Origin of the sequence: Labilibaculum manganireducens (assembly GCF_002843385.1) — a bacterium.
Taxonomy (GTDB): Bacteria; Bacteroidota; Bacteroidia; order Bacteroidales; family Marinifilaceae; genus Labilibaculum; species Labilibaculum manganireducens.
In genome coordinates this window covers 134291-155416 of record NZ_MVDE01000007.1, presented here as the reverse complement: position 1 = coordinate 155416, position 21126 = coordinate 134291, and the positions used below count along the sequence as shown (strand labels likewise).

Genomic DNA, 21126 nt, shown 5'->3' with positions numbered 1-21126 from the left:
TCAAAAGTAGAAATGAATAAATTGCAGCAGATGTATATTTTTCCGTATTCATGTCAAATCATCCATATTTGGAGATGTATTCGCCAAGAATGTATTTAATATAGTGGATATTGCTATTCGGAAGAGCCTGGCAATTTATTTTTGTTGGGATAATCAGAGTAAAAAAAAATCACTAAACGGGAACAGATTTGAACCGGTTTAGTGATTTTAATAGTTTAGGATTTATTAGTATCCTGGATTTTGCATTGCTTGTTTCTCTTCAGAACTTAATGCCTGGCCATTTTCATTGGTAATGGCATCAAGAAAAGATTGAGGAATTGGTCGGTAATAATGTTTGTTTGCACTAAACGTAGAGTTACCTCTAACCCAACCATCATTAAATGCCTTAAAGCGGGCTTCAAGCCTTTTGGTACGGGCTAAATCTTCCCAACGTACTGTTTCTCCGCAAAGTTCCCGAGTTCTTTCATTTAGCAAGAAACACATCATCTTTTCTGCATTGCTTGAACATTCAAGCTTTGTATAAATTGGTGCATCAACCGAAGATCTGTAGATATCACTTACTGAGTTGATATGCATTTCATTGATTGTAGCAGCAGTTGTTTCTGTCAAATCTCCATTTGATTCATAATAAGTGTTTTTATCGTAATAAATAGCACCATCAGAAGAATATCCTCCGCCTTTACCATTACAATAGCTATTGTTCTTATAGGCTTGTCCTCCATCAACGTGAACAGCCCGGTCTTCTCCAGCTAAAAATGCAGCCCGGTCTCTTAATTTATTAATCCATGTAATAGCATTAGCATATTCCGATTCGCCTTTTCGTATATAGGCTTCGGCAACCATTAAAACATCATCTGCAGAACGGGCAAGAATGACATCGCGGGTTCCAAATTGAGATGCAATTGCTACTCTGTAACCATCTCGAAATTTAGATAAGGCTACAGAACGTTTCTGAACGCCATAATACCCTTCATTACCGTGTTGTCCAACCCATTCCTGGTTTTCTCCATCGAAATAACGTACAAAGGTGTGTGTGTTCTGCATAACGCCATCTTTTAAAACACCGGTTACATCATTGGTTACAGGATTATATCTCGTATCACCAGCATTATTAACAATGTACTTAACAGCCAGATCTCCGCCTACAAAACGTTTCGATCCTGCTACGGTTCCAACTGGTCCTAAGGCTGCATTATCTTCAGTCCATTTTGGAGCATTTTCTGTAGAGTTGCATCCGTAAGTAGTAATAAATGATTTCCAGAAGCGTGAGTCGTTAACACGGTCAAACACATCCATTGTATAATTAGTTGCCCGGGCATAACAGAATTCCCTATCTCCTGAAATATCTCTTTTTGTACCGGAAATGTCTTGATAAACAGATGGATAATAAAGATGCATCTGATTTCCATATCTACCCCAGGTAGATTGATCGTCAGAGAATTGAGCAGCCAAAACTACTTCAGAAACACTCTCATTGGCACCGTTAGCTGCTTGATAATCCCATAATTGCACATAGTTTGTACATAAAGGATGAGCATTATAAACTTCTGTTCCGTATTTAATAACATCATCTAAATCATCACTTATATAGCTTGAGTTCCATGAACTATATAATTCGCTTGCCCGTGTTAATTTTGATTTTGCCAAAAAATGAGCTGCTGCGGATTGTGTGATACGACCAGTTGCTTCAGGACTTACAGGTAATAAATCATATGCAGACTTAAAATCAGCAGTGATTTGTGCAAAACACTCTTCTTCTGTAGCTCGTGTAAAATAAGTTTCAACAGCTGTTGAGGGTTGTAATTTTAATGGCACACCTCCATACTGAGTTACCAGCGTTAAATAAAAATAGCCTCGTAAAAAATAACCTTCACCCAGTCGAGTGTTATAATTTGCATTTTCTTTATCGTAATAAAGAGGCATATTTTGAATAATTGTGTTTGCAGATTCAATACCGGCATACATATTTTGCCACATAGGCTTGTTGTTTCCTCCCTCTTCTGAGCTTAAATCGGTACTATAACAGTTGAAGTCAGGAATTGCGTTATTTGCATCTGTAAATTCATCTACACCCACGTTAAACATCTTAATCCCCCAGGTATAGTTGAATTTAAATTTTAGCTTCTGGTAGGTTCCGGTAACCAGCTGATCCAGTCCTTCCTGTGTTTCAAATGTCTGAGTACTATAGGTTGTTGTAAGTTCTTCGTCCAAGAAATCATCTTTGCAGGATGATACAGAAAAAGTTAAGATACTTATCAACCCAAACAGTAATAATATTTTATTTTTTTTCATAATTAACTTTTTTAAAATTAGAATCCAAGATTCAAACCAAATACGAAACTTTTAAGAGTGGTTGATGAACCAGTAGATGTTGTGTTGTTATTGTACCCCGAAAGGTCGGTATCTAAATAATCACATTTAGAATAGATTGTAAATGGATTCATACATTGAGCATACACTTTAAGTTTGCTGATTCCAAGTTTTTTTAACTGTTTAGGAGTAAAGTTATAACCTAAACTGATGTTACGCATTTTCACAAAAGATCCGTCTTGATAATTCATAGAACTGGCATAAGTATCAGCAGCTTCTCCATTTGAACCAGGAGAATAATATTCTGCATCTTCATTTACTCCAGCAACCCAATAATCAATTTTACGCATCGTAAAGCGACCATCCAGTGTTTCTTTTCCGCTTCTGAAAGTATTCCCCCAACGAGAGTATATGAAGAATGATAAATCAAAATTCTTGTATCTAAATGTATTCGTCATACCTCCAGACCAGTCCGGACGTTTATTTCCAACAATTTGTCTATCCTCGTTGGCATCAATAGTACCGTCGTTGTTTAGGTCTTTAATTTTTATCTGACCTGGTTTACGTCCATATACTGCAGCTTCAGCAGTTTCGGAAGTTTTCCAGATACCATCATATACATAGTCGTAATAAACACCTATGTCTTCGCCTACAAACCATGCATTATTAGGTACTTCTGTTAGACCATTATTTAATTTTGAGATTTCACTCTGATCTTTGGACCATGTGATACTGGTTTCCCAGTTGAAATCATTTGACTTTATGTTGACTGTGTTGATTTGCAGATCAATACCGGAACCTTTTGTTTCACCAATGTTTGCCCAGGTTGAAGTATAGCCAGTTAAACTTGGTATTGACATGATCATTAATAGATCGGAAGTTTTTGTTTTGTATGCATCAATACTACCACTTAATCGGCCGTTAAAAAATACATAGTCTACACCTACATTATACTGGGCAGTTTTTTCCCAACTAAGATCAGTGTTCGCCATTTTTGGTGGATATTTAACCGATGGATCTGATGCTACATATCCTAAATCAGAGGAGGTAGTACCCCAATTGTAGTATAAAGAAGCTACTGCACCTTTAGTATCATATGCATCGATTGCAGCGTTACCTGTTATACCAAAACCAAAACGGGCCTTTAATCCATCAATCCACGAGGCATTGTTCATAAAATCTTCCTGATCAATACGCCAGCCTAATGCCAAGGATGGGAAACTTGCCCATTTATTGCCTTCAGCCAATTGGGAAGCACCATCCCAACGCATAGATGCAGTCAACATGTATTTATCGTTAAAAGTGTAATTACCTCTAAGCATATACGACTCCATTTGTTTCTCTGCCAAGCCTGTTCCAAGACTATATGCATCACCTCCTGAAGCAAGGTTGTACCATAATTCGGAAGTTGAAGCAACATCTGTTGCTTTCATATCTCCATTTTCAAAATGATACTTTGAGAAAGACTGCATTGCGGTTAAACCAACTTTGTGAAGGTTTGCAAAGGTTTTATTATAATACAATAAATTGTCTAATGTATAGGCTCGTGTATTGTTAGTATTGTATTTGGCCGCATTGTTACCATCTCCATTAATACCTTCAGCAGCATTAAATACACCCAAACGATAGTACTTAAATTCCGGGCCAAATTGAATGCGGTAACTCAAACCATCTAAAGGTTTCCACATATTCCCAAAATCCAATTGAGAATAAAAACTTCCGGTTGCACGCAATGATTGGCGATTGTTTGTATTGTAATCCAACTCTTTGATGGGGTTAATAATATTAACATCTCCTGCTGCAGGATTTCTAATATAATCGCCATTTTCATCATAAGGAACTGTCCATGGCAACATAGATTTTAAAGCAGAATAGTAATCCCCGGGACCTGTACTTGATTTTGTAAAGCTATAACCATAGTCTTGTTCTCCGTAGCTAAGATTCATAGTTGTTCCGAACTTGAACCATTTTGTAGGAGATACTTCAAAATTTGTTTTAGCAGTATATCGCTGATAAAGTTGATCGGGTTGCGTTCCTTCCTGACGTAAATATCCGAATGAACCATAGCCCTTGAACTTTTCTGTACCACCTGATGCACTAATGGTGTGTTCCGTTGAAACAGCAGTTCGTTTACCATGGTCACCCCAATTGTAATTACCTACTTTACTAGCATCCCAAGCTCCATCTACCCATCCTTTTTCAATATTTGCGAATGAAGCTCCAACAGACCCCCAGGTAGCTAAATCAGCAGCATAAGAAGGTGTAGCTGATGCATAACTACCCATATTGTACTTTGCCAGTCTAGCGTAATCCAACCATTCAGCAGCATCCATCATCTCAGTTACGTCGTACATTTTTTCGATGGTAACCGAACCGGAGTAATTAAAACTTACTTCACCTGTTTTTCCTTTTTTAGTAGTTACCAATACTACACCGTTTGCACCTCGAGATCCATAAACAGCTGTGGCAGAAGCATCCTTTAGAATGTCAATGCTTTCAATGTCGTTAGGATTAATATTGTCTATTCCTCCACTTTGAACAACCATTCCATCTACCACATATAATGGACTCTGGCTGGCATTTAAAGAACGGATACCTCTAATTGTAATACTTCCAGTCTCTCCTGGTCTCTGGTTTGAGGTGATGTCAACCCCGGCAGTTTTTCCCTGCATGGCTTGCACAGCATCCTTAACAGGCATTGCTACAATATCTTCAGCACTAACCCTTGTTACAGCACCTGTTACATCGCTCTTTTTTTGTACACCGTAACCAACTACAATTAATTCATCAAGATTTGTGGTTTCTTCAGCTAAGGTGAAATTAATTACTGATTTTCCGGTAACGGGTACTTCCTGAGTTGAAAAACCAATAAAACTTACGGTTATTGTTGCATTTTCAGGTACTTTAATATGGTAATTTCCATCAATATCGGTTATAGTACCATTTGTTACCGATCCCTTTTCTACGATAGTGGCTCCGATTATGGACAGACCAGTTTGATCTTTAACACTACCTGTAACGGAAATCGTTTGTCCTTGTGCGCAAACGTTGACGTTTCCAGCCATAAAAAAACAACTTGTAAGCAGTGTTATGAAAAACACTTTAAATTGTTTTCTTTTTGATTTAAATAAATTCATACTACACTAGATTTAATTAGGTTCATAAAAACTTTTTAATAGATTAAACATAGATTGAAACTTGAGTTACCAACTAGCTTTTTCAATGGCTGTAAAAATAAGGTGTGCGTACACGATAGAAAATGGAAAATAGTACTAAAACATGTATTTATTTTGATGCTTTGTTGTTGTGGATGATATTCTAGGTTTGTGTATAATTTTCCTTTTTTTCAGATATGCTATGTGATACATTTGGTGATAAAAATTTCTAAAACACTATATGAAATGGGATTATTGAGCAGAATGTATTTATTGCAGTTTATATTACTAATTGTTACGACATCAATGAATTTTTCTCCGGTGTGGGGACAAGAATTGATTGATCATGAACAAACTTTGAAAGAAATAATTAAAGTGAATGATTATTTCATGGAAAAATACAGTGATTGTAAAGCACCATCGAATGTGGGGCGGGAAAGGCCAAGTAATATATGGACAAGAGGTGTGTACTATGAAGGATTAATGGCTTTGTATTCTATATTGCCTCAAGAAAAAATATACGATTATGCCTATCAGTGGTCCGAATTTCATAACTGGGGATATCGAAACGGAGCAAGCACAAGAAATGCAGACAATTATTGTGCCGGTCAAACTTATATCGATTTGTACCGACTGTCTAAAGAGCCTAAACAAATTAGAAAGGTAAAAGCAAACTTAGACATGTTGGTAAATACGCCGCAAAATGATGATTGGACATGGATAGATGCTATTCAGATGGGAATGCCGGTTTTTGCGAAGTATGGTGTCACAATGAATGACACGAAATATTTTGATAAAATGTGGGATATGTATGCCTGCAGCAGAAATGATATTGGAGGTGGTCTTTATAACAAAGAAGATGGTTTATGGTGGCGCGATGCCGATTTTGTTCCTCCTTATAAAGAACCAAACGGTGAAGATTGTTATTGGTCAAGAGGCAACGGATGGGTATATGCTGCTTTGGTAAGAGTATTAAGCGAAATACCGAAAGACGAAAAGCATTATAAGGATTATGTGAATGATTTTATGTCCATGACAAAGGCATTGGTAAAATGTCAGAGAAAAGATGGATTTTGGAATGCGAGTTTACACGATCCTAAAAATTACGGTGGAAAAGAGGTGACCGGTACTTCTTTATTTGTATATGGTATGGCATGGGGAATCAATAACGGATTCTTGTCAAAGGAAAAATACATGCCTGTTGTTGCAAAAGCCTGGAATGCTGTTGTGAAGGATGCCATTCATGAAAATGGATTTTTAGGTTATGTGCAGGGAACTGGAAAAGAACCTAAAGACGGTCAGCCGGTAACCTATGATAGTATGCCTGATTTTGAAGATTATGGTATTGGTTGTTTTTTATTAGGTGGAGTAGAAGTATATAAATTACAAGAATCAAAATAATATTTTTTTTAATGAGTTTTAGAAATATAAACAGAAAGGTTTCCGCTTGCTTGATTGCTGCCACTTTAATCATTGTATTTTTTTCGTGCACTGAAAAAGACACCCAGTTTAAGATTATGGATCCTTTAAGTAAAGCTGATAATGGTTTTGTTACTTTTACAAATGTTCCGGATGGAAATTACAAAGTACATGTGAGAGTCGGATCTGAAAATAGTGCAGGACATACCGTAATCAGAGGGGAATCCAGAAGACTGTTTTTTGACGGAATATCCACAGGAAAAGGAGAAATCAAAGATGTTTATTTCTATATCAATAAAAGAGATACGATTATAACAGCGGGAAGAAATGTTAAAATCAAAAAAAGAGAAAAGAGCAAATTAAATTGGGATAGCAACTTGACTTTTGAATTTAACGGCGAGTCTCCACAGGTGGTTTCTATTGAAATAACACCTTCAGATTCTGCTCTTACTGTTTTTTTATGTGGAGATTCAACTGTTGTTGATCAGGAAAACGAACCTTGGTGTTCCTGGGGACAGATCATTCCTTGTTTTTTTAATGATGATGTTTGTTTTGCTAATTATGCTGAATCCGGAGAAACTACAAGTGGTTTTATTGCCAGACGAAGGTTGGAGAAATTGTTAACGCTGATTAAACCGGGAGATTACATATTTGTAGAGTTTGGACATAATGATCAGAAGGAAAGAGGAGAGGGGAAAGGAGCCTATCTGAATTTTACGGATCGATTAAAAGATTTTATTGTTGCAGCTCGGGAAAAAGGAGCAAATCCTGTTTTTGTTACCCCAACGCAACGCAGAAGTTTTAACGGGGAAGGGAAAATTGTTGACACTCATGGGGATTATCCGGATGCGATGAGAAAACTGGCTGCCGAAGAAAATGTTTCTTTGATTGATCTTCATTCCTATACACGCACTCTTTATGAAGCCATGGGGGTAGAAAATTCAGTGAATGCATTTGTTCACTATCCGGCCAATACGTTTCCAAATCAGGAGACGCCTTTGAAAGATAATACTCACTTTAATCCTTTTGGTGCTAATCAAATTGCGAAATGTGTTGTTTATGGAATGAAACAAATTCATTTGCCTTTGGTACAGTATTTAAGAGATGATGTAAAGGATTTTAACCCCGCTGCACCTGACGATTTCAAGAATTTTAAATGGTATCCAACACCTTTTGCTGAAATTCAAAAACCAGACGGAAACTAAACAATTTATGATGTTGAAAAAAACAGTTGCCTTTTTACTGGCTTTTTTATGTTTGGGTTTTGTAAAAGCTCAAAATCCGGATTGGTCTCTAATTACACCAGAATTAGCAGGAACGCTGCGAATTGGAGTTGCCACTCAAGGTACAAGTAAGTGGTTTTCCGAGTTTAAAAGCATAAAGCAGAAATCATCCGAAAAGGAAATAAAATACATTTTGAAGGACGAGATATTGGCGAAGGGTGCTATTGAATTTTTAATTCGTCCTTTGGCTGACAGCAAAGGGGCTGTAATGAAACTATGTGGTGAAAATCTCCCTAAAGATTTACAACTGATATGGACATATGGAGGAGCTTCAAACAATAAGGTGGATATTGAAATGTGGAAGCCTGTGATTTTACCAAAGGATTGTTATCAGAATGTTTTTAGTATTGAGGGGAATTCATTTACTCTTTATTATGGAAACAGCCGTAAGCTTAAAATTCTGGAAGGATTAACACCTGCTGGAGGGACATTGAGATTGGCAGATGCGAATCAACAAACAAATCCAATTCAATTGTTGAAATCCGGAAAGAAAACTGTGGCGCAAGTGTTGACTGCTGATCTTAAAATGGTGGATGAACAGAATTACTATTTTTGCTTCTACTTTCTGAATCCTACGGCCGACTACAATTATTTTATGATTCCAAAGCTTTTTGAAGAAGGAAGTTACAGGGTAAATAAAGAAACAGAATGGATGAAATCGACACCAGATTAAAAACAAAAAAATATGCGACAATTATTCCTGTTTATAGCATTACTATACGGTATCTCTTTAAAGGCCGAAACTTATAATATTAAAGATTTTGGAGCTAAGGGAGATGGTGTTACCATTGATTCTCCCGCTATTAACAGCGCTATTGAAGAGGCGGTTCAAAATGGAGGAGGAACAATTTATATTCCTGCCGGAACATATGCCTGCTATTCCATTCGTTTAAAAAGTAATATTACTATTCAAATTGAATCTGGAGCTACAGTTTTAGCGGCTTTCCCTTCTGAAAAGGAAGGTTATGATATTGCAGAACCAAATCCGGATAATCCTTTTCAGGACTTTGGACACAGCCACTGGGAAAATTCCTTATTTTGGGCTGTTAATGAGCACGATATAACGATCTGCGGTAATGGATTAATTAATGGACAAGGCTTAACAAGAGAAGAAAGCCGATTACCGGGAGTGGGCAACAAAGCGCTGTCATTTAAGGAGTGTCATAACATTACCGTGAAGGATGCAGCGATGCTAAACTGCGGTCATTTTGCCATTTTAGCAACAGGAGTAGATAATTTGCACGTACTCAATCTTAAAGTAGATACGAACCGCGATGGTTTTGATATTGATTGCTGTAAAAACGTACGTATTTCCGATTGCAGTGTAAATTGTCCATGGGACGATGCCATTGTTCTAAAATCGAGTTATGCTTTGGGATATTTTAAAGATACAGAGAACGTAACCATAAATGGTTGTTTTGTTTCTGGTTACGACAAAGGATCTGTATTGACGGCGAAGTGGGAAACCGACGAGGCTGTAGCACCTGATCACGGGTCAAATACCGGACGTATTAAATTAGGAACTGAGTCAAGTGGAGGCTTTAAAAATATTGCCATCACCAATTGTATTTTCGAACGAAGCAGAGGTTTGGCCATTGAAGCTGTTGACGGAGGTTGGCTCGAAGATGTGGTGGTTTCGAATATTACCATGCGCAATGTGGGCAATTCGCCGTTTTTCATTCGCTTGGGAGCACGTCAGCGTAGTCCGAAAGGAACTCCCGTAGGAAAACTACGAAGAGTTCAAATCAGTAATGTGAATGTGTTTAATGCTGATTCGCAATTTTCAAACATCATAAGTGGTGTGCCTGGTCACCAGGTTGAAGAGGTTTCTTTTTCAAATATCAATATTCATTTTAAAGGAGGTTATACTGCAGAAGATGGAAAAATTGTACCTCCTGAAAGCGAGAAAACATATCCTGAACCATGGATGTTTGGAACAATTCCAGCCTCAGGTTTTTATGTGAGGCATGCTAAAAATATATTTTTCGAGAATATCAGATTTTATTTTGAGCAAAAGGATGCACGTCCCTTATTTGTGTTGGATGATGTAGAAAATTGCGATGTTGATCGCGTAAGAGTAGATGGAAAATTGGTAGAAAAACCATTCGAAGCTCACTAAAAATGATATTTCGATAATCGTAAACACCATTGCAGCCCTTTGGTAAGCAGTTGCAATATAATTTGATACAACATGTTTAATTCATTAGGTTCGTTTGCAGATAAAATTCTGGTTCTAATTCTTTGTGGTGTACTGCAATCCTGTTGCACAAAAACACCTTCCCAAATAGTAAAAGGACCAAATTATGCTCCATCTATTCAAAAGGAAAATTTAGGGAGAGGATTAGTTGCCATTCATCAGGGAAATGGAATTGCAGCGGTAAGCTGGAGATTTCTTCCAAAAGATAAAGCCGAAACACAGTTTGATGTTTATCGCATTAATAAGAATGAAAAAGAGCGTAAGCTCAATGCAACTCCAATAGCTGCAAGTACCTTTATTAAAGATAGCTTAGCAAATACAAAAACATCAACAACCTATGTTTTAAAAGATGCTAAAACACATCATGTGCTGGCTTCTTATGTACTTACTCCGCAAATGGCCGATCATCCATACTTATCAATTCCAATACAAGCATTTCCCGGCGACAGTTTATGGCAATACAGTCCCAATGATGCAACTGTGGCCGATTTGGATGGAGACGGAGAATTGGACATTGTACTAAAACGTGAAAATAGCGGTCATGATAATTCGCACAACGGAGTGTGTAACGGAGGCACGTTGCTCGAAGCTTACAAGCTTGACGGGACTTTTTTATGGCGCGTTAATTTGGGAATTAATATCAGACAAGGTGCTCATTATACACAAATGATGGCATACGATTTTGATGGGGATGGAAAGGCTGAGATTGCAGTTAAAACCGCTGAAGGAACTCAATTTGGAGATGGTCAGGTAATTGGTGACGTAAATAAGGATGGAGTAAGTGATTATGTAGATAGAGATCCTTCGTCCCGGACTTATGGTAAAATAATTACCGGGCCCGAATTTTTTTCTGTAATAGAAGGGGCAACCGGCAAAGAATTGGCAAGAGCGAATTACATTTCGAGAGGAGCTCCTGATGAGTTTGGTGACATTACCGGTAATCGGGTAGATCGTTTTTTAGGAGGAGTGGGGTTTTTTGACGGAATGCGTCCGAGTATTCTAATATGCAGAGGCTATTACGAAAAAACAGTACTGGAAGCCTGGGATTACAGAGATGGGAAGCTAACGCAGCGCTGGCATTTTAGCACAACCGATAACAATGGCGAATACAAAAGTTTCGAAGGACAAGGAAATCATCAATTAAGTATTGGTGATGTAAATGGAGACGGGAAAGATGAAATTACCTATGGTGCTTGTTTGATTAATGCAGATGGAACAGGTGGTTACAATACACAGTTGGGGCATGGCGATGCCTTGCATTTAACGGATATTGATATTGAACGACCGGGACTGGAAATTTGGGATTGTCATGAACATGTTCCGACTAAGGCCGGATCGGAATTACGTGATGCCTGTACAGGTGAGTATATTTGGGGCATTCCATCTTTCGAAGATGTTGGAAGAGCTATGGCTGCTGATATCGATCCGCGATTTAAAGGCTGCGAATTATGGACAACTCATTCAGGAGGAGTATATACCGCCAATGGAAAATTTATTACCGCAAACACTCCGTCAATTAATATGGGCATTTGGTGGGATGGTGATTTAAACCGTGAATTGTTGGATGGATCGAGTGTTACCGGCCGCGAATTTGTTGGTATCACAAAATGGACTGGTGATGGTGTAATAAATTTACCGATCCCGTTTAGTGAAGACTTAACTGCCAATAACTGGACGAAAGGGAACCCTTGTCTGCAAGCTGACTTGGTGGGAGATTGGCGTGAAGAAATTTTGGTTCGAACAAAAGATAACAAAGAACTTCGCTTGTACATGACCAATTACAGTACTTCTTATCGTTTTAACACCTTGCTGAGTGATCATATCTACCGGCTTAGCGTGGCTGATCAAAACATAAGCTACAACCAACCTACACAGCCAGGTTTCTATTTGGGATCTGATTTAGGGAAATTTTGGAACAATAAATACCGGCTTCAAAGAGGAGCACATTCTAAATCGGGTAAAGCCAAGGATGGAAAAGCCAATGGCATGAATACCCGTTACCATGAAGCTCAAAGAATTATTCTTGATACAATTGCGTGTTCGCAGGAAACTTACACATTAGATGCCGGCTACGATTACGATAAGTATATTTGGACAGTAAACGGGGCAGAGATAAATTCAGACAGGTCGCTTACTCTTAAGTCGAAAGATTATTCAGCAGATCAACCAATTAAAGTTAAGCTGCAGGTTCTTTATAAAGGATGTGTATTTGCGGATAGTATTCATGTGAGATTCACTGGAGAAAATAATACGCTTTAATAATTCCTGTGGGGATGCCTTACTACAAAAGATCTTAATTAATTTCGATAAATATACTTTCACAAAGAATGTTTGAAGAGGTGGTTTGTTCGTTTTAAATAGAAAAAAACTGGCATGATCTGCAACCAGAGCATTTTTTGTAAAACTTTCAAATACAATTAAATAATTGATTGATGAAAAAATGTATAAATAGCACTTACCCATGCTTTTGTATTCTTGTTTTAATGACTGTTCTTCTATTTACAGGAGAGGGGATTATGGCTCAGGAAGTAGGAGCGAATACAGGGAATACTAAATTTCTATTGATATCAGGCGAGAAAGTTTTACAAGTAAATAAAATTGAGAAGGATGGAATTATTCATCATCTGAACAACCCGATGCTCCGACTTTTTCGGACACGTTCAAAAATATCTAACGGAACAGTTTTAGTCGTACCAGGAGGCGATTTTAGTTTCATACATACCAAACAAGAAGGTATCAAGGTGGCTCGTTTCCTTACTGAAAATGGGTATGATGTTGTAGTACTTGATTATCATATCGGAACAGAATCAAGCATTCAAAATCTTGCTGAGAATGATTTGTTAAGTACTTATCAATATTTAAAAAACAATTTTGAGAAGCTTGGTTTTAGCAACTCTCCCAATGTTCTTATTGGTTTTTCTGCCGGAGCTAATCTTGCAGCAAAGGCAGTGGAGAGATTGAATAAGGGCGAGCAACCCGAAAAGTTAATTCTTATTTCACCAGTCGATATGGATGAATGCATGAATGGTTCTGTGTATCCAACAATTATGCCTCCCACGAATCCTGAATCTGAATTGTTTATGCTGGTAAATGAAAACGATCGAGTAGAAAACAAAACAAGCTGTATCGATTATTACAAAACATGGATTGGTTATGACGGGCATGCCGTGTTGAAAGTCGTAAAAGACAGTATTTACCTGGCGGGAAAAAACATCAATCCAACAGCCGAAGAATTTCAATTGAGGCATTTTATTCAAAACTCTCTTGAAACCGGTAAAATATTGGTTAACACTGATGTTAATCCGGCAACAATACCAACCGAGGGCTATAACAGCGGGCGCTTGGCTGAAAAACTGAAACTTATCGCTCATAATAAATATGATTTGATATTGATGGGTAATTCCATCATTAACAATTTTGAAAAGACACAATACCAAGAGGTGTGGAATCAGTTTTTTGCTCCAAGAAATGCCATAAATCTGGGGTTTAGCGGGTACCGAACCGAAAATATTTTATGGAATATTCAAAAAGGAATTCTTAATGGACAATCTCCCAAGGCTATCATACTCGAAGTAGGCACAAATAATGTGGATGAAAAGCATTATCCTACCCGGCATACGGCATCGCAGGTTGCAGGAGGTATTGAAGCAATTGTAAAAGAGATTAGATCTCGTTTGCCCGAAACCAAGATTGTGCTTTTGAGACCATTTCCTGGTAGTTACGATGGTCCCAATCCAACTTCTCATCGTGCCATTCTCGACAGATCAGCTGATCTGATTTCCAAATTAAGTGACCGGAAGTATGTATTCTATTGTGATGTAAACCATCTGTTTCTAAATTTAGATGGTTCAATAAAGCATGAGTTGATGTCTGACTGGTTGCATCCTACGCCTCTGGGAGCAAAATTGTGGGCTCAATCAATGGAACCATTGTTGTCGCAATTGATGAACGACAAGGTATTGGATACTGAAATTAACAGTAATACTGCAGTTGTACCAGTTTCAAAATTAGAACAAGACAGTTACAATTGGTGGGACAGACACAATGATGTGATGGCAATTAAAGACTCAATCAATCCCGAAATTGTTTTAATCGGTAATTCGATCACTCATTTTTGGGGAGGCACACCTGATTTAAAATACGCTGATGGCAGAGCACGAAAAGCCAATGGTCTTATTTCATGGAACAATCTGTTTAGAAAATACCGGGTTTTAAATTTGGGATTTGGCTGGGATCGCACACAGAATGTTTTGTGGCGTTTGGATCATGGAGAATTGGATGGTTTGCATCCCCGGACAGTAATCATTCATATCGGTACGAATAATACCAGTCAGACACCTAATGCCCGGGCAAATACGGCTGATGAAATTGTAGAGGGAATTATGGCCGTCTACTCACGTGTTCGATCTAAAGTTCCAGGAGCTAAAATCATCTTAATGTCTGTTTTTCCAAGGGAAGAAAAACCTGATCATCCGAGACGACAGCTAATTAATAAAATCAATATCAAATTGGAGCAGTTTGCACGGAAAAACAACATTAAACTAGTGGATATTGGTCCGCGATTAGTAACGCAGGAGGGAATTCTGACAAGAGAAATAGCTGGAGATTATTGTCATCCGACCGAGAAAGGATATCAAATTTGGGCAGATACGATAAAATCGATACTTGAAAAGGAATAACAATCTTTTTGTTTTAAAAGGAAAAAGGTAAGGGGCTTTATGGCCCCTTACTTGTAGAATTTATTTTGCAGTTTTAACAACGTATGCTTTAAATTTTTCAAAGGTTCCCATCTTTTTATCTTTTTCAATAGTGGAGGTTACCCAAGAGCTTAAATATTTTGTTGGTTTTGAGATGTAAAGTTGTTGTTTGCCATCATCTTTTCTGTCCAGATAATCATCTGGATTAATCATTATTGCAGCTCCAACTTGAATTTTCTCTGCAGCTACATCTTCAGGATGATAACCCCATGCAATCATATAATTATCGGCTTTTTCAACTTTTTGTCCTTTGTGGTAGTTAATTCCGGTAACAAACTGAACATCCTCATCTGTTAAAGCAAAAGCTTCCACTCTCATTTCCCGAATTCCGGTGTAAGCGGTTACACGAACCAATACATCTATCTTTTTTCCTTTATATGGAACATCTTTTGATAACATTTCCATTTGAGAATAAGTGGCTTCCTTTTTAACGGTGGCGATACGATTCGAAACAGGAGCTAAAAGCACTACATTTTCTCCATCCCAAAGGCGAACACCTCCAAGTCCAACTGTAGATCCTACTTTATAATAATCAGCACCCAGACCTTTTTTCTGTTCTTTTTCGGAAGGATACCATTTGGCATTCTTTAATTCGAGACCTTTTTTTTGTTTGTTGTAAACATCAATCGAAGTAGCTTTATTATTAAAATACAAGCGAAGTGCCAACCATTCATTTTCAACAGCAGGTCCGTGATGTCCTATTGTTTTGTATAAGTCACCGGATTCTTCCTGAATCATATTGGTGTAAACAGAGTCGCTTCTAAGAAATAAGCTGGCATCGGTAAGGTTTTGTCCTATTACAGAACAGCTGATCATTGCAAATAATACAATGGATAAGATTGTTGATTTCATATGTTTATAATTTTAAGTTTTTGTCATATGGAACTTACCATATAATCATCTCCCTGTGTGTAGAAAGCTTTATACATGGACGTTTCATATGATTATAATTTGTTTTTGATTTGCCATATAGCCTGTCCCGAACTTGTTTCGGGAGAACTTACCATGCTGAAATAATCATCTCCCTGTGTGTCAAAATCGATTTGGCATGGACGTTTCATATGAAATTATGTTGTGATTAAAAAAATACATTTTAATAAAATTGAATCAATTTTTTAATAAAAGATCCTAAATTATGAGCTACTAAAATTACTAATTATTTTTGGTGCTGCCTTGGAACTACTAATATAAAAAGAGCATCAAAATAACATTATCAAGCATATTTTGCTGGCTCAATACTAAGTGTGTTTATGCTCAGTTATTATTCTAAAACTAACTTTTAGCACTTCCATTTTTAATATAAACAGAAGGAGATACCCCAAATTGTTGTTTAAAACATTTACTAAAATAAAAAGGATTACTACTTCCTACTTTATAGGCTACCTCCGACACATTAAGCTTAGTGGTAGTTAATAATTTTGCAGCTTCTTTCATTCGAATAACTCTGATGTAATCATTGGGTGTAAAACCGGTTAGACCTTTTACCTTTTTGTAAAATATGGTTCTCCCCATCGACATTTTCTCGTGAAATTCATTAATAGAAAAATCAGTATTAGAAATGTTTTGTTTTATGATCAAATTCAGTTCTTTTATAAATTCATTGTCCTTATTAACAGTAAAATTGGGTAAGGAGCTTACACCAGGTTCCATGGCGTATTTTTGTTGCAAGGTATGTCTTTGTTCTAATAATTTCACCATACGCATGATCAAATACTGAGAACTAAAAGGTTTCGTGATATAGGCATCAGCTCCAGCTGTAATTCCCTTAAGTTGGTAAGGAGAACTAACATAAGCTGTTAACATCACAATGGGAATATGACAGGTTTGAAAATCGGATTTTATTCGTTTAATAACTTGAAAACCATCCATCTTAGGCATCATCGCGTCGCAAATAATTAATTGAGGATTCACCAGACTACATTTATTTATTCCATCAAGACCGTTTACAGCAACAATTACTTTAAAATATTGTTGCAAAAAGTCATTTAAATAATCGGAAACATCAGGATCATCTTCAATCACTAATACTTTAAAATTCTTATACCGCTCTAATTCTTTTTCTGACAAAGTAGTTAAGGGATTGCTTTCCAATTCTATTATTTCAGGATTGGTTGGCAGCAAAACCTGTTGCTGATGACGGATTACTTTTGTTTCGGTATTAGTAAGAATAGGTATAGAGGCAATAAAAGTTGCTCCTCCACCGGGAGTTTCGGTATATTGAATGCTGCCATCATGTAGTTTTATTATTTCGTAGGATAAATTTAAACCGATACCAATGCCAGGTTCGGATGGTGAAATCTGTTTAAATCGTGTAAACAACAATCCTTGTTCTTTTTTTGGTACTCCTTTGCCGTTATCCGAAACACTAATGCAAAGGGTATTTATTTCTTGATTAATATTGAGAAGGAAGCTTATTTTTCCTTTTCTGTTAACAAATTTAAATGCATTGGATAATAAGTTGTAGGCTACTTTTTCCATTTTCTCTTTATCCAATTGCATAACAAATGAGGGAAGATTGGATGCAAAATCAAAAGACAATATTTTTCTTTCGGCCAGTTCTTCAAAGGTGGAAAAAATATCTTCAAAAAAAGCGACAACTTCGGTTGGTTCGCATTCAAGTTTAGCCTGCTCGTTCTGTATCTTCCTGTATTCAAGAAATTGGTTGGTCAGTCTTAATAGTCTTCTTGAGCTTTTATCGAGGAAAAGCAAGTGTTTTTTGATATTTTCCGCCATATCTTTTTGTGCCATTAAATTTTCAATTGTGCTTCGAATAATGGTTAAAGGCGTACGAAATTCATGCGAAATATTTGTAATGAACCGAATTTTATATTCGCTTAATTGATGTTCGAATTGAATGGCGGCATTCAAATGATATATTTTTCTGTTTATTTTGAGAGCAATTGCACCAATAACAATCACCAAAATAAAATAGAGTATGATGGCTTTAGTTGAACGCCAGATGGGTTGTTCGATGGTAATTAAAAGTTTTGTTTCATTTTCACCCCACGTCCCCATGTGGTTACTTCCTTTTACCCTAAATGTATATGTACCAGGTGGTATATTTCGGTAGGTTGCCTGGTTGTGTTGTGTTGATGGGTTCCATTGTGTTTCAAAACCATCTAATATATAGGTGTATCTGTTCGTATTCTGATAATTTAATATCGCAAATTGAATGGTAAAAGAATGTTGATTGTGCTTAAGATTGATTTCTTTGGTTGAAGATATGGATTGGGATAAGGGAGATATTTTACCTTCAGGTAACATTTTAGTTCCGTTAATAAAAAGTTCGGTAAGAATAATTGGTTCTGAATTTGAATGATTTTTAATACTGTCGGGCTGAATGGTATAAAAACCATCATAACTGCCTAAATAGATTGCTCCGTTTTTGTTTTTGCAAATGGCCGATTCACAAAACAGGTCTCCTTCCCATTTGGATGACAAAGAATAATTTTCGAAATGATTTTCTTTAGGAAAGAATAATGAAATACCACTTTCGGTACTAATCCACAGGTTTTGGTTTTCATCTTCCTGAATCCCTTGTATGATATCATTTACGAGTCCTTGCTTTGTTGTAAAATGCTCAAAATGCAAATGCTTATTTTCTCTTTTGATGATTTTATTTAAGCCACCTCCTGATGTGCCGATCCATAAGGTGCCTTTGCTGTCTTCAAATATTGTTTTTACTTCATTATTACTCAGTGAAGCATCATCTCTGTTGTTAAACTGATAATGACTAAATTTTGATTTATCTTGTAGTATGGAATCAGGATCAAAGGTAAGTAAGCCGTTATTTCCACCCAGCCACATTTGACCGTTTTTATCCTGAATAATGGTTCGGATTCTGGTTTGTTTCTTTCTTAACTCCGGAAAATCGATTAGTTCCAATGTGCCATTGTGCTCTTTGGCTAAAAGAAGGCCAAATCCAAATGTTCCCAGCCACATTCTTCCTTTAGAGTCTTTGCAGACAGCATATATTTTATCTGCTTGCAGATCTAAATTAATAAGCTCTTTCTTGTAAGTCTTATAGCTTGTAAAGCAGTTATTATCAAATATTAATAACCCATTTCCTTTTGTTCCGATCCATTTATTTCCTTTGGTATCTGCTGCAAGGATATAAGGCATTCCGCCTTTAATCTGATGTTTGGCTATCAACGAAAAAAATTTGTCGTAGATATATAATTGTCCGCTTTTGGTGCCCAGCCAAACATTCTCTTTTTCATCTTCATAAATCAGCCTCACTATATTGTCCTCATCACTTGATGATTTGTGCCCGGGATAAAATGATTGGTATTTGTTTTCAATTAAATTTATTTTTGATATCCCGGCATATTCTGTTCCTAACCAGATATTTCCACTGCGGTCTTCAGTTATGGATAGTAAAAAATTTGTCCGAAGTCCATCAAACTCATTTTTATGATGTTTTAAATGAAATATTTCATTGTTTTTTTGTTGAATAACGAACAAACCGTTTCCATAGGTTGATATCCAAATCATATCTTTTGAATCGTGATAAATTGAATAACGCTCCATGTCAATATTGGAAATAATTGATGGTGGTATTAATTCAAAGGACTTAAAGCTATGTTGCTCAGAATTGTATTGCCAAATAACACCGCTTTTGTTATAAACCCAGATATGATTTTTGTTATCCATTTGAGTATAGGCATTTTTAAGCGATTGACCTTTAAAAAGTGAATTTGCCAAGTGAATTTGTAACGTTTGCGTATTCAAAACATAGCTTTCTTCATGGGTGGTGATAAGTATGTTGTTTAAGGAAAGAAGTGCTGTGCTGTGCAGCAAACTGTGAATAGGAAAGTGAAGCTTTACCTCATTGGTAATTTTATGCGATTCTTTATCTATTTTGTACATTTTGTTGTTATCGGTAAAAACATAAACAAAAGCACCATTTTCAATGATGGAATGAAAATTGGAATTTTCAATGAGTAGCTTCAATTGCTTGTCTTTAAAGCAGAATAGTTTGTTATGTGTCCCAATCCATATTTCTCCGGATTTCACTTCTGAAATAAAATTAACCGTACCAGAGCCTAATGAATTATTTCCAAAAGACTCTGATTCCAGTCCTTTTGGGGTGTGAGTAAGCTTGAGGCAATCGTTTTTATTTCCCCAAAGCCAAACATCTCCTGATTGAGCAAAGTAAATATTTGCATATTGATTATTTGCAGAATTAAGGCTAATAAAGCTTTCTGATTGAGGATTATAGCAATTTATATGATCTATATTGGTTTGGATCCATAAATACCCAAATTTGTCTTCGCGAATGTTTTTTATTCTGCTGTCGGATAATGTGGTGGTTTGTCCATAGCTCGGCTGAAGAGCCGTAAACTCATCTCCATCGTACTTATTTAAACCATTTAATGATCCAAACCATAAAAATCCTTGTTTATCCTGCAGAATGCAACTAATGGTGTTTTGTGATAAACCATCTTTAGTGGTTAAGTTTTGTATTCTGAAAGATTTTTCAGCACTTACATTTAGATAGATAAATAAAAAGCAACTAAGAAAAAAATACTTAATGTTCATTTGTTTTCATTTTTGGCTAAATCTTCAATTTATACGCTTCTGGTAAACGTATGATCTCTTATTCGTTTTTATTGATACGAGTTGGATTCCAGTTTATAAAGTTCAAGAGAAAGGTTTGTATCGTAACAAACGGAATGTAAATATTGCGTTTACAAATAGGTTCTATAAAACGATTATAAAAAAAATAATTGGATTGAATGAGTATTCGCTGATTGATATTTATATAGGCTTGTAAAAATAGTCATGTTTTGGGTTTAAGCTAATCTGTTGATGCAAAAAATACACATACTTATCATTATTTTGATGGAGATACTTCTGTAGATTCATCCTATCCACCCTGCTTTTTATGTTTTGTTTGTTCTTAATCATTCATGTACAATAGTGAATGTATTGTTTTGTAAGTTGCATGTATGTAGACTATTGTGCTTTTGTGTACGGGTTGAGATGTACAATATTGTAGTGAT

At 36.5% G+C, this 21126-nt stretch carries 10 protein-coding genes; 6 read left to right on the top strand and 4 right to left on the bottom strand.

Annotation, left to right across the window (positions count from 1 at the left end; all coding sequences use genetic code 11):
- Positions 1-225: 225 nt before the first annotated feature.
- Together BZG01_RS06845 and BZG01_RS06840 are read right to left on the bottom strand one after the other, a co-directional pair.
- Positions 226-2292, bottom strand: coding sequence for a RagB/SusD family nutrient uptake outer membrane protein (locus tag BZG01_RS06845; RefSeq protein ID WP_101309071.1), 2067 nt, complete (start codon positions 2290-2292; stop codon positions 226-228).
- 17 nt (positions 2293-2309) lie between these two features.
- Complete coding sequence (locus tag BZG01_RS06840; RefSeq protein WP_101309070.1) at positions 2310-5447, bottom strand: SusC/RagA family TonB-linked outer membrane protein; 3138 nt, start codon at positions 5445-5447, stop codon at positions 2310-2312.
- A 264-nt stretch (positions 5448-5711) separates the two neighbouring features.
- Here BZG01_RS06840 and BZG01_RS06835 point away from each other — a divergent pair, with 264 nt between their 5' ends.
- From BZG01_RS06835 to BZG01_RS06810, 6 genes are all read left to right on the top strand, one after another.
- Complete coding sequence (locus BZG01_RS06835; protein WP_180327244.1) at positions 5712-6866, top strand: glycoside hydrolase family 88/105 protein; 1155 nt, start codon at positions 5712-5714, stop codon at positions 6864-6866.
- Between the two features lie 11 nt (positions 6867-6877).
- Positions 6878-8089: a rhamnogalacturonan acetylesterase gene (locus BZG01_RS06830; RefSeq protein ID WP_101309068.1), complete on the top strand. Its 1212-nt coding sequence runs from the start codon at positions 6878-6880 to the stop codon at positions 8087-8089.
- 10 nt (positions 8090-8099) lie between these two features.
- The gene (locus tag BZG01_RS06825; protein ID WP_180327243.1) at positions 8100-8840 is read left to right on the top strand and encodes a DUF4450 domain-containing protein; all 741 of its coding nucleotides are present in this window, start codon (positions 8100-8102) and stop codon (positions 8838-8840) included.
- Between the two features lie 12 nt (positions 8841-8852).
- On the top strand, positions 8853-10286 hold the full coding sequence (locus BZG01_RS06820) for a rhamnogalacturonidase (RefSeq protein WP_101309066.1): 1434 nt from the start codon (positions 8853-8855) through the stop codon (positions 10284-10286).
- Between the two features lie 72 nt (positions 10287-10358).
- Complete coding sequence (locus tag BZG01_RS06815; protein WP_180327242.1) at positions 10359-12623, top strand: rhamnogalacturonan lyase; 2265 nt, start codon at positions 10359-10361, stop codon at positions 12621-12623.
- A 173-nt stretch (positions 12624-12796) separates the two neighbouring features.
- Positions 12797-15043, top strand: coding sequence for a GDSL-type esterase/lipase family protein (locus tag BZG01_RS06810; RefSeq protein ID WP_101309065.1), 2247 nt, complete (start codon positions 12797-12799; stop codon positions 15041-15043).
- Between the two features lie 60 nt (positions 15044-15103).
- On the opposite strand, the gene BZG01_RS06805 is transcribed toward BZG01_RS06810, so the two are convergent.
- Complete coding sequence (locus tag BZG01_RS06805; protein ID WP_101309064.1) at positions 15104-15973, bottom strand: DUF4861 family protein; 870 nt, start codon at positions 15971-15973, stop codon at positions 15104-15106.
- A 420-nt stretch (positions 15974-16393) separates the two neighbouring features.
- Positions 16394-20662: a hybrid sensor histidine kinase/response regulator gene (locus BZG01_RS06800; RefSeq protein ID WP_101309063.1), complete on the bottom strand. Its 4269-nt coding sequence runs from the start codon at positions 20660-20662 to the stop codon at positions 16394-16396.
- Positions 20663-21126: the final 464 nt, after the last annotated feature.

Coding starts and splice junctions, on each gene's coding strand:
- BZG01_RS06840 (WP_101309070.1), bottom strand. CDS start 5,447: ATGAATTTATTTAAATCAAAAAGAAAACAATTTAAAGTGTTTTTCATA.
- BZG01_RS06835 (WP_180327244.1), top strand. CDS start 5,712: ATGGGATTATTGAGCAGAATGTATTTATTGCAGTTTATATTACTAATT.
- BZG01_RS06825 (WP_180327243.1), top strand. CDS start 8,100: ATGTTGAAAAAAACAGTTGCCTTTTTACTGGCTTTTTTATGTTTGGGT.
- BZG01_RS06820 (WP_101309066.1), top strand. CDS start 8,853: ATGCGACAATTATTCCTGTTTATAGCATTACTATACGGTATCTCTTTA.
- BZG01_RS06845 (WP_101309071.1), bottom strand. CDS start 2,292: ATGAAAAAAAATAAAATATTATTACTGTTTGGGTTGATAAGTATCTTA.
- BZG01_RS06810 (WP_101309065.1), top strand. CDS start 12,797: ATGAAAAAATGTATAAATAGCACTTACCCATGCTTTTGTATTCTTGTT.
- BZG01_RS06805 (WP_101309064.1), bottom strand. CDS start 15,973: ATGAAATCAACAATCTTATCCATTGTATTATTTGCAATGATCAGCTGT.
- BZG01_RS06800 (WP_101309063.1), bottom strand. CDS start 20,662: ATGAACATTAAGTATTTTTTTCTTAGTTGCTTTTTATTTATCTATCTA.
- BZG01_RS06815 (WP_180327242.1), top strand. CDS start 10,359: ATGTTTAATTCATTAGGTTCGTTTGCAGATAAAATTCTGGTTCTAATT.
- BZG01_RS06830 (WP_101309068.1), top strand. CDS start 6,878: ATGAGTTTTAGAAATATAAACAGAAAGGTTTCCGCTTGCTTGATTGCT.